14 protein-coding genes are annotated in these 13,802 nt (G+C 68.5%); 12 read left to right on the forward strand and 2 right to left on the reverse strand.

Going from position 1 to position 13,802, the window contains the following annotated elements:
• Positions 1-135 precede the first annotated feature (135 nt).
• Entirely contained in the window at positions 136-975 is an 840-nt protein-coding gene (gene proC / locus RF650_RS05315; protein ID WP_368814289.1) for a pyrroline-5-carboxylate reductase, read from the forward strand.
• Between the two features lie 48 nt (positions 976-1,023).
• Positions 1,024-2,121 (forward strand): YbdK family carboxylate-amine ligase, encoded by a 1,098-nt coding sequence (locus RF650_RS05320; protein ID WP_368814290.1) that lies wholly within the window; start codon positions 1,024-1,026, stop codon positions 2,119-2,121.
• Between the two features lie 129 nt (positions 2,122-2,250).
• On the opposite strand, the gene RF650_RS05325 is transcribed toward RF650_RS05320, so the two are convergent.
• Both RF650_RS05325 and RF650_RS05330 read right to left on the reverse strand, forming a co-directional pair.
• Complete coding sequence (locus RF650_RS05325; RefSeq protein WP_035965130.1) at positions 2,251-2,919, reverse strand: TrkA family potassium uptake protein; 669 nt, start codon at positions 2,917-2,919, stop codon at positions 2,251-2,253.
• A complete protein-coding gene (locus RF650_RS05330) occupies positions 2,912-4,357 on the reverse strand; it encodes a TrkH family potassium uptake protein (RefSeq protein ID WP_368814291.1) in 1,446 nt (481 codons plus the stop codon). Before RF650_RS05330 ends, RF650_RS05325 begins: the two co-directional genes overlap by 8 nt.
• Positions 4,358-4,503: 146 nt before the next feature.
• Here RF650_RS05330 and RF650_RS05335 point away from each other — a divergent pair, with 146 nt between their 5' ends.
• The 10 genes from RF650_RS05335 to RF650_RS05380 all read left to right on the forward strand — a co-directional run bounded on the left by RF650_RS05335 (position 4,504) and on the right by RF650_RS05380 (position 13,798).
• Positions 4,504-5,715, forward strand: coding sequence for an acetoin utilization protein AcuC (locus RF650_RS05335; protein ID WP_368814292.1), 1,212 nt, complete (start codon positions 4,504-4,506; stop codon positions 5,713-5,715).
• Positions 5,716-5,802: 87 nt separating this feature from the next.
• Positions 5,803-6,849: a metalloregulator ArsR/SmtB family transcription factor gene (locus RF650_RS05340; protein ID WP_368814293.1), complete on the forward strand. Its 1,047-nt coding sequence runs from the start codon at positions 5,803-5,805 to the stop codon at positions 6,847-6,849.
• Positions 6,850-6,886: 37 nt separating this feature from the next.
• Entirely contained in the window at positions 6,887-8,227 is a 1,341-nt protein-coding gene (gene gdhA, locus RF650_RS05345; protein WP_368814294.1) for an NADP-specific glutamate dehydrogenase, read from the forward strand.
• Between the two features lie 87 nt (positions 8,228-8,314).
• Positions 8,315-9,157, forward strand: a complete 843-nt coding sequence (locus tag RF650_RS05350) for a FadR/GntR family transcriptional regulator (protein ID WP_085106231.1) — start codon at positions 8,315-8,317, stop codon at positions 9,155-9,157.
• Between the two features lie 151 nt (positions 9,158-9,308).
• A complete protein-coding gene (locus tag RF650_RS05355) occupies positions 9,309-9,407 on the forward strand; it encodes an AURKAIP1/COX24 domain-containing protein (RefSeq protein WP_005504750.1) in 99 nt (32 codons plus the stop codon).
• Positions 9,408-9,491: 84 nt separating this feature from the next.
• Positions 9,492-9,956: a glutaredoxin family protein gene (locus RF650_RS05360; RefSeq protein ID WP_206398599.1), complete on the forward strand. Its 465-nt coding sequence runs from the start codon at positions 9,492-9,494 to the stop codon at positions 9,954-9,956.
• 65 nt (positions 9,957-10,021) lie between these two features.
• Entirely contained in the window at positions 10,022-10,693 is a 672-nt protein-coding gene (locus RF650_RS05365) for a histidine phosphatase family protein (RefSeq protein ID WP_085106233.1), read from the forward strand.
• Positions 10,694-10,734: 41 nt separating this feature from the next.
• Positions 10,735-11,373 (forward strand): TlpA disulfide reductase family protein, encoded by a 639-nt coding sequence (locus tag RF650_RS05370; protein ID WP_179861282.1) that lies wholly within the window; start codon positions 10,735-10,737, stop codon positions 11,371-11,373.
• Positions 11,370-12,128, forward strand: a complete 759-nt coding sequence (locus tag RF650_RS05375; protein WP_085106234.1) for a cytochrome c biogenesis CcdA family protein — start codon at positions 11,370-11,372, stop codon at positions 12,126-12,128. The genes RF650_RS05370 and RF650_RS05375 overlap by 4 nt, the downstream gene beginning before the upstream one ends.
• On the forward strand, positions 12,125-13,798 hold the full coding sequence (locus RF650_RS05380; protein ID WP_206398598.1) for a cytochrome c biogenesis protein ResB: 1,674 nt from the start codon (positions 12,125-12,127) through the stop codon (positions 13,796-13,798). The genes RF650_RS05375 and RF650_RS05380 overlap by 4 nt, the downstream gene beginning before the upstream one ends.
• The last annotated feature ends 4 nt before the right edge of the window (positions 13,799-13,802 follow it).

Consider the following 13,802-nt stretch of genomic DNA (forward strand, 5'->3'; position numbering starts at 1 on the left):
CGGCGCGCTCGCGGGGACCGTCCGCCGCGCGATACCGTTCAAGGAGAGTTCCGTGACCGCAACAACACCCCGTGAGCCCTACTGCGCGGCGACAGCACGAGAGGGCCCCCGGGCGTGTGTGAAAGGACTGATGGCATGAGCGAGCTGACCCTGGCGTTCCTGGGAACCGGTTCCATGAACGGTGCGATCCTGCGAGGGGTCCTGGCGGGCGGCACCGAGAAGGGGGCGGTGCGCGCGACGACCCGATCGGCGTCGTCGGGGGAGGAGCTGCGTGACGAGACCGGCGTGACCGTGTTCGCGGGCGAGGAAGACGCGGAGGCGAACCGCACTGCTGTGAAGGGCGCGGACGTCGTGCTGCTGGGGGTCAAGCCGTACGCGATCCTGGACCTGGCGCGCGAGATCGCACCCGCTCTGGACCCCGGGACCGTGGTGGTGTCGGTGGCCGCCGGTGTCACGCTGGACGCCCTGCAGAAGGCCCTGCCGCAGGGGCAGCCGGCAGTGCGCTCGATGCCCAATACGCCGTCGAGCGTGGGCCGTGGCGTGCTGTCCGTGACCCCGGGTGAGCACGTGTCCCGTGAGCAGCTGGACGCGGTGAAGGACGTGCTGGCCGCCGTGGGCACGGTCGTGGAGGTGCCCGAGAACCTGATCCGCGCGGTCACGGGTGTGTCCGGCTCGGGCCCCGCGTACGTGTTCTACCTGGCCGAGGCCATGCAGCACGCGGGGGAGCAGCTGGGCCTGGACCCGGAGACGGCGCGCGTGCTCGCGAAGGAGACGGTCTCCGGCGCGGGCGTCCTGCTCGCTCCCGACGACGCTGATCCCGCCACCCTGCGCAAGGCCGTCACCAGCCCGGGCGGCACCACGGAGCAGGCGATCACCACGTTCGACGAGAAGGGCCTGCGCGAGATCATCGCGGCCGGCGCGGAGGCGTCCGCGACGAAGGGTGACCACATGGAGGAGAAATACGGCGGCGAATGACGTGAACCGCCCGGCCCACCACACGAGACCACGCAAGGCGGTAGCACCATGAGCACGTTCGGCATCGAGGAAGAGTTCCTGCTGGTGGACCGCGGGGACAACCTCCCCGCACGGCCCACGCCGGAACAGTCGGCGCAACTGATGTCGCTGACCGCTGGCGGCGGTGCGGCCACCCCGGAATGGCTCTCGTGTCAGGTCGAGGAGACCTCCCCGGTGTTCCGCGACGCCGCCACGGCAGTGGACTCGCTCGTGACATTCCGCACGGCGCTGCGCGAGGCCACGAACGCCATGGGCATGGACGTGGTGGGCGTCGCCGCAGCCCCGGACGTGCGGCCCGAACCCGCGCAGATCACCCACGACGCCCGCTACCAGCGACTTGCCGGCCAGACCCCGGCCATCGCGGCGGACCAGTACATCAGCGGGATGCACGTGCACCTGGGGTTCCCGGACCTGGAGGTCGCGGTGCGCGCCCTGAACGGGCTGCGGGGCTGGTTGCCCGTGCTCGTAGCCATCGGTGCGAACTCGCCCGTGTGGCGGGGCATGGAATCCGGGTTCGAGAGCTGGCGTTCCATCCACTATCGCCGCTGGATGACCAACGGCGTGCCGCCCCACTTCCAGGACCTGCACGACTACGACTCGCGCGTGGCCATGCTCACCGCGTTCGACGCCGTGGAGAGCCCCGCGAGTCTCAGCTGGCTCGCCCGGTTGTCCCACCGCCACGACACCCTGGAGATCCGCGCGTGCGACGTCCAGTTGGAGGCCCAGGACTCGGTGGCCATCGCGGTGCTCACGCGCGCCCTCGCGAACTACGCGCTCGAGACACCGCCCGCGGTCGCGTTCACCCAGGAGTACCTGGACATCGCACTGTGGCAGTCCGCCCGGTGGGGGCTGAGCGGTCGGCTCCTGGATCCCGTCACGGCCACCCTGGTCCCAGCCGAGGAACTCGTGAGCACCCTGCTGGAACGGGTGAGCGGGCACTACACCTCGCAGGAGGACCGTCGCTTCGCCGAGGCGGGGGTGCACCACATCCTCGAGCGCGGTAATGGGGCGAGCCGTCAGCGCCGGGCGTTCGGCCGCGCCGGCGTCCCCGGGATCATGGCGCTCGCCACGCGGGCCATGACGGCCGCGCCGTCGGATGCTGAGTAACGCGGGGTAGCGTCACGCGCGTACGCCGTAGCGGGGGACGACGTCGCTCGCGGGCGTCGGTCACGCCGGTCACCGAGGGGCGTCGGGCCGTGATGCCGGATCACAACGGCCCGCCGAGACGCAACCGGGTCAGGGGCGTGCGGCGAACCGTTCGATCAGGTCAACGTGCCCGGACACGATGAGCAGGTCCCGCGAGCTGACCGTGGTGTCCGGGCGGGCGTAGGTGAAGTCCTCGCCCGGGGACTTCACACCCACCACGGTCACGCCGTACTTGGAGCGGATGTCGGACTCGCCCAGCGTGAACCCCTGCGTCTCCCGGGGCGGGTACATCTTGACGATCGCGAAGTCGTCGTCGAACTCGATGTAGTCCAGGAGCCGCCCGGAGACCAGGTGGGCGGTGCGGCGCCCGGCGTCGGCCTCGGGGAAGATCACGTGGTGGGCGCCGATGCGCGCGAGGATCTTGCCGTGGGCGGGGGAGATGGCCTTGGCCCAGATCCGGTCGATCCCCAGGTCCACGAGGTTTGCGGTGGTCAGCACCGAGGACTCGATGGACGTGCCCACACCCACCACGGCGGAGGAGAACTCGGCGGCGCCGAGCTGGCGCAGGGCGTCGATGTCCGTGGCATCGGCCTCGACCACGTGGGTGAGCTGGCCGGACATCTTCTGCACGAGGGCGGCGTCGCGTTCCACGCCGAGGACCTCGCGCCCTTGCTGGATCAGCTGCAGGGCCGTGGCAGAGCCGAAGCGCCCGAGGCCCACCACCAGGACGGGGACGGAGTGGGAGGAGTTCTTAGCCAATGATGGGCCTCTCTTCCGGGTACGTGTAGAGCCGGCGCCGCGAGCGCAGGGCCAGGGCCGTGGCCACGGTGTTGGTACCGATGCGGCCGATGAGCATGATGACGGACAGCACGTACTTCCCGGCGTCCGGGGCGCCCGCGGACACACCGGTGCTGAGACCGCATGTGGCGTACGCGGAGATGACCTCGAACAGTACGTGGTCCAGGGGCATGTGGGTCAGGGCGACCATGATGCTCGAACCCAGCAGCACCACGGAGGCGCCCATCATGATCACGGAGATCGCGATGCGCAGCACGGAGTCAGGGATGGTGCGGAAGAACGCGATCACGGACTGGTCGCCGCGGGCCTCCGCAAGGATGGCCAGGAAGACGACGGCGAGTGTGGTCACCTTGATCCCACCGGCCGTGGACGCGGAACCGCCGCCGGCGAACATCATGGCGTCCGTGAGCAACAGCGTGACCTGGGACGTGTCGGTCATGTCCACCAGGTTGAAACCGCCCGAGCGCATCATCACGGACGCGAAGAACCCCTGGAAGATCCGCTCGGGGACGGACTGTCCGCCCAGGGTGTCCGGGTTGGCCCACTCGATGGCCGTGAACAGCACCCACGCCAGCAGCAACAGTGCGGCGGTGGTGACCACGGTGAGTTTGGCGTTGAGGTTCCACCGGGTGAACCGGAACCCCACCTGACGCAGCACCAAGATCACGGGGAAGCCCAGGGACCCCACGATCACCCCGATGCACACGGGCAGCAGGATGAGCCAGGCGGTGGGCCCGGCGTGGTCGTAGGGCACGAGCCCGTCCGTGTGGGGCGTGAACCCGGCGTTGTTGAAGCTCGAGATCGCGTAGAACACCCCGTGCCACAGGGCCGTTCCCAGGGGTTCTCCTTCGGCGAGGAACCCCACGGAGAGCACGAGCGCCAGGGCGGCCTCGATGCTCACGGAGGTGATCACAATGATCTGCAGCAGCGAGCCGACCTCACCCAAGCGCCCGATGTTGAGGGCCTCCTGAGTGATGAGCTTGGACTTGAGCCCGAGCTTGCGCCCGATGGCCAGCGCCAGGATGGACGTGAGCGTCAGGGTGCCCAGACCGCCCACTTGAATGGCGATCAGGATGACTACCTGGCCGAACACGGACCACTGCGCGGCCGTGGACACCGTGGTCAGTCCGGTCACGGTCACGGCGGAGGTCGCGGTGAACACGGCGTCCACGAACCGGGTCTCCTGACCGGGATTAGCGGACAAGGGCAGCCACAACAGGGCCGCGAAGCCCAGGTCCACGATCACGAACACGATCACCGCGAGCCGCGCGGGCGAGGAACTCGCGATCTGGTCCACGAAGTCCCGGATGCCTCGCGCCGTGCGTGTGGTCAGCGGTTCACCGGAGGGCGTGGGGGATGCAGGCTCCTCGACGGCGTTGGGTTGTTCGAGCTCGCTCACGGCACCTCCTCGCGGGATCCGATGGACGGTCGGGTCACGCGGAATCCTACGGCCCGCGGGGGTGGATCGGCGCAACGACCCCTAGTATCCCCCGTCACAGTGCGCTGCAGCGACTGCCGCACGCGCGTGAGTGTTCTAATGGAGGTGTGAGCTCCGCGACAACGGGCAAGGATGCCGTCTACCCCACCAGTGTCTACTGGGATCCCCGGTTGCTCCAGTACGACTTCGGGGACTACCACCCCATGAGCCCCACCCGCCTGGACGCGACCATGCGGTTGGTGCAGAACCTGGGCCTGGACACCGCGCCCAACGTGCGGGTCACCGTCCCCGAGGTCCCGGACGACTCCGTCCTGGAACTCGTGCACACCAAGACCTACGTGCAGTCCGTGCGCGCCGTCTCGGAGGACCCCACGCGGCAGATCCCCGAATGCGGTTTGGGCACCGAGGACACTCCCGGCTACGAGGGCATCCACGAATCGAGTGCGCGCCTGGTGGGCGGCAGCTACCAGGGTGCCGTGGACCTGCTGAGCGGTTCCGTGGTCCACGCCGTGAACTTCGGCGGTGGCATGCACCATGCCGCGGCGGACAAGGCCTCAGGTTTCTGCGTGTACAACGACTGTGCCGTGGCCATCCAGCACCTCTTGAACAACGGAGTGCAGCGCGTGCTCTACGTGGATGTGGACGGCCACCACGGGGACGGCACCCAGTCGATTTTCTACGACGAGCCCCGCGTCGTGACCGTGTCCCTGCACGAGACGGGCCTGTCCCTGTTCCCGGGCACGGGCTTCGCCAACGAGATCGGCTCCGGGGCGGCGGCCGGCACCGCGGTCAACGTGGCCATGCCCACGCGCGCGGACGACTCCCAGTGGCTTCGAGCGTACGACGCCGTGGTCCCCCCGATCGCGCGCGAGTTCCGTCCCGAGGTGATCGTCTCCCAGCACGGCTGCGACTCCCACTTCCAGGACGAACTGACCCATTTACGCATGAGCGTGGACGGGCAGCGTCAGATCGCGTTGGCGGTGTCCGAGCTCGCGGCGGAATTATGTGAGGGCCGGTGGATCGCCACGGGTGGCGGCGGGTACGACTGCCACGACGCCGTTCCCCGCTCGTGGGCGCACCTCGTGGGGGTCGCCTCGGGATACCCCGTGGACGTGAACACGCCGGTCCCGCAGGCGTGGCGCAGCTACATGGCCGAAAAGTACGGCGGGCGCCCGCCCGAGCGCATGGGCGACGACGTCGACATCTGGTGGCGTTCGTGGGAGATCGGCTACGACCCCAGTGACGAGACCGACCGCAGCATCATGGCCACGCGCAAGGAGGTCTTTCCCCAGTGGGGACTGGACCCCTGGTACGACTGACCCTGGCAGGGCTGACGCTGGTGGGACCGACCCGTGACGGGAAGGTCTGATTGGGTCAGGGTGGGTAGCCCGTCTAAGGTGAATCCCATGTCCCACGACGCATATTCCGCCTTGTCCGACCCCACCCGACGCCGCATCCTCACGGCCCTGTGCGGGGGGCCCCGGCCGGTGGGCGAGCTGGTCACCGCGCTCGAGGTCTCCCAGCCCACGGTGTCCAAGCACCTCAAGGTCCTGCGCGACGCCGGGATGGTCACCACGCGCGCCCAGGGACAGAAGCGCTTCTACAACCTCACCGCCGAGCCCTTCGTGGCCGTGCTCGACTGGGTGAACGAGCTGGTCGCCGCCGCGAACGAGGCGGACACTCCCGTGACGGATGCGCACGAGTCCGCCCCGGCCGAGTCCGATGGGCCCACCATGGCGAACGACGTCGCTGTGCAGCTGGCCGTCGACGACGCTGCGCAGCTGACCACGGACGCCTCCGCCGAGTCGACCGACCATGACGCCGCACCGTCGCCCGAGGACGCCCCGCGCCCGGAGCCCGTACGCGCCGAGGCCGGTGACGTCGGCGCCGCCCAGGAACCTGTGCGCGAACCCGAGCGGTCCCTGCCGTGGTTCACGGCGGATGTCACCGACGTCACGACGGAGGTCGCGGAGGCCACCAACACCTCGGACGATCCCGAGGTCCTGGACATCCCCGCTCCCACGGTCGCCCCCGGATCCCCGGTCGATGATCCCCGTCCGGAAGAAAATTCTGGCGAAGCAGAGACGCCCGTAGAAGCCGAGTTTTTCGACGAATCATCCCAGGGGTCCGAGAAAGTCGTGCAGTTCAGCTCGGGGGTCACCGAAGAAGCTATCAATTCCGCTGATCCGGAGGGCCTGGCCGACGAACGGGAGGCCCAGGTCACAGGGGATACTGTGGACGATGGTGCCCACACCGAGCCCGCTGCGCAGCCCCGTGCCGCGCATGATGCCGAGCCCCACGATGCAGAGCCCCGCGCTGTCTCCCCGGAGACGAACTCGCCCGAGATCGCGGAGCTCATCCGACCTCGCGGGGCCGCGCATCGCCGTCAGAGCGGTCTGCTGTCCACTCTGACGGGTTTCCGGCGCCGCAACCGCGGTTCACGCCGCGGTTGAGTGGGAGCCGCAGACCTTTCAAGAGGGCAGGAGAGACATGCACGAGAAACTGATCCCCATCCGGCAGATCGTCACGGCGCGCAACCCGGGTGAGTCCGAGTTCCACCAGGCCGTGGACGAGGTCTTCGAGTCGTTGGGTCCCGTGGTGGCTCGCCATCCGGATCTGTTGGACTCCGCGATCGTGGAGCGTATCTGCGAACCCGAACGTCAGATCATTTTCCGTGTGCCGTGGATGGACGACCATGGCCGGGTGCATATCAACCGCGGGTTCCGGGTGGAGTTCAACTCCGCGCTGGGTCCTTACAAGGGTGGCTTGCGGTTCCACCCGTCGGTGTACCTGGGCATCGTGAAGTTCCTGGGTTTCGAGCAGATCTTCAAGAATGCGCTGACCGGCATGCCCATCGGCGGCGGCAAGGGTGGATCGGACTTCGACCCGTCCGGGCGCAGTGACGCGGAGATCATGCGGTTCTGCCAGTCCTTCATGACCGAGCTGTACCGCCACATCGGTGAGTACACGGACGTCCCCGCCGGTGACATCGGCGTGGGCGGGCGTGAGATCGGGTACCTCTTCGGTCAGTACAAGCGCATCACCAACCGCTACGAGTCCGGTGTGCTCACGGGCAAGGGCCTGTCCTGGGGCGGTTCGCTCGTGCGCACCGAGGCCACGGGCTACGGTGCGGTGATGTTCGCGGAGGAGATGCTCAAGACCCGCGGGTTGGACCTCGAGGGCCGGGACGTGATCGTCTCCGGTTCGGGCAACGTGGCGATCTACGCGATCGAGCGGGCCCAGTCGCTCGGCGCCAAGGCGCTCACGGCGTCGGACTCGAGTGGTTACGTGGTGGACAGCAACGGCATCGACCTGGAGCTGCTCAAGCAGGTCAAGGAGGTTGAGCGGGCCCGAATCAGCGAGTACGCCGAACGGCGCGGCTCGAGCGCCCGATTCATCTCCGACGGTTCGGTGTGGGACGTCCCCGGCACGGTCGCGCTGCCGTGTGCCACGCAGAACGAGCTCAACGGCCGTCAGGCCAAGACCCTGCTCGAGAACGGGATCGTGGCCGTCGCCGAGGGTGCCAACATGCCGTGCACCACCGAGGCCGTGCACCGGTTCCAGGAATCGGACGTGCTGTTCGCGCCGGGTAAGGCCGCCAACGCCGGCGGTGTGGCCACGTCCGCGCTCGAGATGCAGCAGAACGCGTCCCGCGACTCGTGGAGCTTCGACTACACGCAGCAACGCCTACGGGAGATCATGCGCGGGATCCACGATCGCTGCGCGGAGACCGCCGAGGAGTTCGGGATGCCGGGCAACTACGTGGCCGGTGCGAACATCGCGGGGTTCCTCAAGGTCGCCCGGGCCATGGTGGCCCAGGGCATCATCTGAGCACGGCCGCGTCCGGAGAGCGGCGCGCCGGGCGCCCGACCGTGCCATACGGCGGTCGGGCGCCGTACGACGTTTAGGGTGGGATATATGGCAACGCATCGAGAGGTTCTGCAATGGCTCGAGAACGAGCTGTTCGACGCAAACCTGGTGCTGGGTCAACGACTGCCCACCGACAAGGACCTGGCCGCGATCTTCCGGGTGTCCCGCAACTCCATGCGTGAGACCCTCAAGATCCTGGAGGCCCAGGGCATCGTCAAACTCTTCGAGGGCCCGCACCGCAGCATTCTCCCCATCCTGGTGCGCGAACCGGCCGCGTCCGCGGGTCCCGCACTGCAGTTGCACATAGCGACGTCGCAGCACCCGTTGCGTGACATCGTCCAGACTCGCGTGATGCTCGAGACCTCGGCCCTAGAGAACGCCGAGAAGCACAGCATCCCGCGCGAGGAACTGCACGCGATCATGGCGCAGATGGACGAGGACCTGGGGCTCAAGCAGTTCCACCACCTCTACGTGAGCTTCCACATCGCGCTGGTCAAGGCGGGCGGCAACGCGGTGAACGCGGCATTGTTCACCGCCCTGCGGGACTCGATCTACGAGTACACCCTGGCACTCGTGGGTCATGTGCCGCTGTGGAGCACCACGTCCAGCCGCATCCGCGCCGAACACCGGGCCATCGTGGGCGCCCTCGAAGCGGGGGACCACAACCTGGCCGCCCGCCTCGTGGCCGAACACATCACCTACCAGTACGAGGAAGCCGGCGTGGACCCGGACGACTCCCGCGCCTCGGTCGCGGAACCACGCTCGCTGGACCGTGTGGCGTCGTCCCGGGACAAGCGCACGGCCACGCCGCGGGGGCGTTCCGTCACGGAGCAGGACGGGCGGCCAGAGCAGGACGAGGAACTCGACGCCGATCGCCGCGCGAGCGCCTGAGCGCCCGTTTTCGGGCCCGGCGGGGTCGCACGGTAAGGTAGGCCAGTAGTTTGCCGTTAAACGTATGTTGCCCCCGCGTGAGCAGGGGCGGGGCGGTGTTCACCCGCGGCCCCCAGCAAATACCACTGTCCAGAGAACTGTGAGGGATCCTATGGGTTCGGTCATCAAGAAGCGCCGCAAGCGCATGTCCAAGAAGAAGCACCGCAAGCTGCTTCGCAAGACTCGTCACCAGCGCCGTAACAAGAAGTAAGCGCGCCCGTGATAGGCCCCGTTCCCGCTATGGGAACGGGGCCTTCATCGTGTGCGCAGTGTCCGCGTGCGTAGCATGGGCCGCATGACGCAGCAGCCCGTGAGCCCCGACCGTCTCGATCCCGCCCGTCCGGCCGAACCGGGCCCCGCCGTGCAGGCGGAACCCGCAGCGGCGACGACGCGCGGGACGACGGCTCCCGCAACGACGACGGCGCGTGGAACCGGCGCGGGCGCCGGTGCCGCGGGGCGGCAGGACGGGCGCGAGCGACGTCGTACGCCCCTGCTCTCCGGCGCGGACTGGACCCGCCCGCGCCCGGCGCACACAGTGACGCTGCTGACCAAACCGGGATGCCATCTGTGCGAGGACGCGCGCGAGGTCGTGACCGGGGTGTGCGAGCAGACGGGCAGCGAGTACCGCGAGCGGGACATCACGGGCGATCTGCAGCTGCTGCGCGACTACGCCGAGTACATCCCCGTGGTCTTCGTGGACGGAGCCCCATGGGACCGGTTGCGCATCGACGCCGCCCGGTTGCGCGCCGTGCTGTCCTGACGGGGTCAGTTCCGTGCCGACGGGGCCGATTGGGGGCTGACAGCGGGGTTTGAGACACTGGGGGCATGCCTTCAGCAACCGTTCACCTCCTGCGCCACGGCGAGGTCCACAACCCCGCGCACGTGGTCTACGGGCGGCTCCCGGACTACCACCTGTCCGAGAAGGGCGCTCGGATGGCCGAGGCCGCCGCGGCGGACCTGGCCCGGCGGGTCCAGGATGGCGATCGGATCGTTCTGCTGGCGTGCTCGCCGCTGACCCGCACGCGGGAGACTGCCGCACCCGTGGCCCGCGAGTTGGGGCTCGAGGTGCGCACGGACGAGCGGTTGATCGAACCGGCCAACCACTTCCAGGGTCTGCACGTGACCGGTCGTGAGCTCGCCAAGCCCAAGCACTGGCCCTACATGCTCAACCCCTTGCGGCCCTCGTGGGGTGAGCCCTACAAGGCGCAGGTCGAGCGCATGGCACAGGCCGTGCGGGAACTCGCCCGGGACGCGGTGCGCCGCGGTGGCGACGGCGCCCAGGCCGTGGCCGTGTCCCACCAGTTGCCGATCTGGCTCACGCGGTTGTCCGCGCAGGGCCGTCCGTTGCCGCACGACCCGCGGCGGCGTGAGTGCAACCTCGCGTCCCTGACGTCCTTAACGTTCGAGGACGTGGACGCCGCGCAGGTCCCGGAGGTCTCCTACCGGGAACCCGCCGCCCACCTCTATCCAGGCGTCAATCAGCTTCCCGGCTCATAATTGATCTCTCACCCCACGACCTCTTCCCAGGAGTTCTCCCCGTGACTTCTCCGCGTTGTTCATCCGCCCGTTCCCTGCCTGCCCGTGCCCGAGTGCGCACGGGAGCGGTCGCCGTGGTGGTGTGTCTGGGGCTCGCGCTCGCGGGGTGCTCGTCCTCGGGCAACGACAGCCTCGCCCAGCAGGCCAACGCCGGCGGCGAGAAGGGCTACGTGGCCGGTGACGGTTCCGTGAGCGAGTACGCGCCGGAGCAGCGCGGGGAGCCCGTGCAGTTCGAGGCCGAGATGTTCGACGGCAGCACCGTGAGCGCCGAGAGCCTGCGCGGCAAGCCCGCCGTCGTGAACTTCTGGTACGCAGGGTGCGCGCCGTGCCGCGCGGAGGCCCCGGACCTCGTGGCCCTGCACCACGAGTACCAGGACCGCGCGCAGTTCCTGGGCGTGAACCTGCGCGACCAGCAGCCCACCGCGGAGGCGTTCGAACGCAACTACGGGGTGGACTACCCCTCCGCGTCCGATCTCAACGGGGCCGTGCTGCTCGCACTGAGCGACTACATCCCGCCGCAGGCCGTCCCCACGACCCTCGTTCTGGACGAGCAGGGTCGCGTGGCCGCCCGCGTGCTGGGCAAAGCGGACAAATCCACCCTGGACGCCCTGATCAAGGACACGGTGGCTGAGTCCGCATGAACGGCAATCCCTTCGCCGAGGTCGTCCTCGACGGTTCACTGATTGCCGCGCTGCCCGTGGCGCTGCTCGCGGGATTCGTCTCCTTCGCCTCACCGTGCGTCCTGCCACTAGTGCCCGGGTACCTGGGCTACATCACCGGGCTCACCGGGGTGGACCTGCGGGAACAACGGCGCGGGCGGATCCTCACGGGCGTGGTGCTGTTCGTCCTGGGGTTCTCCGCGGTGTTCGTGCTGATGTCCGTGGTGCTCGCGCAGCTCGGCGCGTTCGCGTGGTTGTTGGGCCAGCAGTGGATCATGGTGGTGCTCGGGATCCTGGTGATGCTCATGGGCGTGGTCTTCATGGGTGGTTTCTCGTGGTTCCAGCGTGACCGCAAGATCGAGCGCCGCCCGCCCCCGGGGCTGTGGGGTGCGCCCCTCCTGGGGATGGCCTTCGGTTTGGGATGGGCCCCGTGCATCGGCCCGACCTTCGCCGCGGTGCAGGCGCTCGTCTACGTGGACGGCGCGTCCACCGGCAAGGCCGTGGTGCTCACCACCGCCTACTGCCTGGGACTGGGCGTCCCGTTCGTGCTGATCGCCCTGGCGTTGCGCCGGGGCATGGGGGCCATGTCCTTCTTCCGCAGGCACCGTCTCACGCTGCAGCGCGTGGGCGGTGCCGTGCTCGTGCTCATCGGGGCCGCCATGGCCACGGGCGTGTGGTCCGCACTGGTCTCGTGGGTCCAGTCCGAATTCGTAACCGATTGGGTGATGCCGATATGACCGAGACGCGCACGCCACGCCCGAAGAAGGCGCAGCGTTCCGACGTGGAGGTCCCCTCACTGGGTCCCCTCGGCATGGCCCGGTGGGCCTGGCGGCAACTGACCAAGATGTCCACGGCCCTCGTGCTGTTGTTGTTGCTCGCGATCGCCGCGGTCCCGGGATCCCTGTTCCCCCAGCGGGTCCAGGACCCGGACGCGGTGACCAGCTACATCGAGGCGAACCCCACCATGGGTCCGTGGCTGGACCGCCTGCAGCTGTTCGACGTCTTCTCCTCCTACTGGTTCTCCGCGATCTACCTCCTGCTGTTCATCTCGCTCGTGGGCTGCGTGCTCCCGCGCGCCGTCCAGCACTTCAAGGCGTGGCGTTCCAAGCCGCCGCGCACCCCGCGCCGGATCTCCCGGTTGCCGCAGTACCGCAAGGTCATGCTGGGCGGGCGCGACGGCGCTGCCGCACCTTCCCCGGACGACGCCGTCGAGCAGGCCGCCGCCGCCCTGAAGAAGCGCGGCTACCGGGTGCAGACACAGGACCTGGGCTCCGCGGCGCCGTCGGTCGCGGCCGAGCGCGGGATGCTCAAGGAAGTGGGCAACATCCTCTTCCACGTAGCGCTGCTGGGCGTGCTGGTCTCCGTGGCGATCGGTGCCCTGTTCGGGTACAAGGGGCAGAAGATCATCGTGGAGGGGGAGTCCTTCGTGAACACCCTCGTGGACTACGACTCCTTCAACCCGGGGACCAATTTCGACCCGGACTGGCTCAACCCCTTCTCGGTGCGGCTCAACAACTTCCAGGCCACGTTCAATCGGGACACCTCCGATCCCCGGAACTACGGTCAGCCCACCGACTTCAACGCGGACCTGACTGTCACGGACGAACCCGGGGCCACACCCCAGGACGTGAACCTCGCGGTCAACAAGCCCCTCAACGTCAACGGCACCAAGGTGTACCTGGTAGGCAACGGTTACGCGCCCGTGATCCGCGTGACGGATGGGGAAGGCAACGTGGCCTACGAGGGCCCCGTGGTCACGGTCCCCTCGGACTCCGTGTACACGTCCTCGCTGACCCTCAAGGTCCCGGACGCCCGCCCCGATCAGCTCGGGTTCGTGGGGTTGTTGTTGCCCACGGCCGTCTCGGAGCCGGGGGAGATCCCGCGCTCCGCGGACCCCGCGCTGAACAACCCCGCGCTGATCCTGTCCTCGTTCTACGGGGACCTGGGCCTGGACAGCGGGCAACCGCAGAACGTGTACGTGCTCAACACCGAGAACCTCACGGAACTGAACTCCATGACTTCGGCCAACGGCCCGATCCTGCTGGACGGTCAACACCGCGAGGTGCAGTTGCCCAACGGCAAGGGCAGCGTGGAGTTCCTGGACGTGAAGCGCTACGTGGGTCTGGACGTGAACAGCGACCCCGGGCGGATCCCCGCGTTCATCTTCTTCGTGCTCGCGTTCATCGGGCTCATCATGAGCCTGTTCATCGCGCGCCGGAGGGCGTGGGTGCGGGCCACCACCACGGAGGACGCCAACGGGGTGCGGTGTACTGTTCTGGAGTACGGACTGTTGGCGCGTGGCGAGGACCACCGCTTGGGCGCGGAAGCGGAAAAACTGACAGCTCTGTGGACGTCATTGTGGGAGGACCGCGGCGTGCGGGAGTTCCACCTGAATTCGAAGGCGTGAACTA

It is taken from the genome of Kocuria sp. CPCC 205297, assembly GCF_040981035.1.
GTDB lineage: Bacteria > Actinomycetota > Actinomycetes > Actinomycetales > Micrococcaceae > Kocuria > Kocuria marina.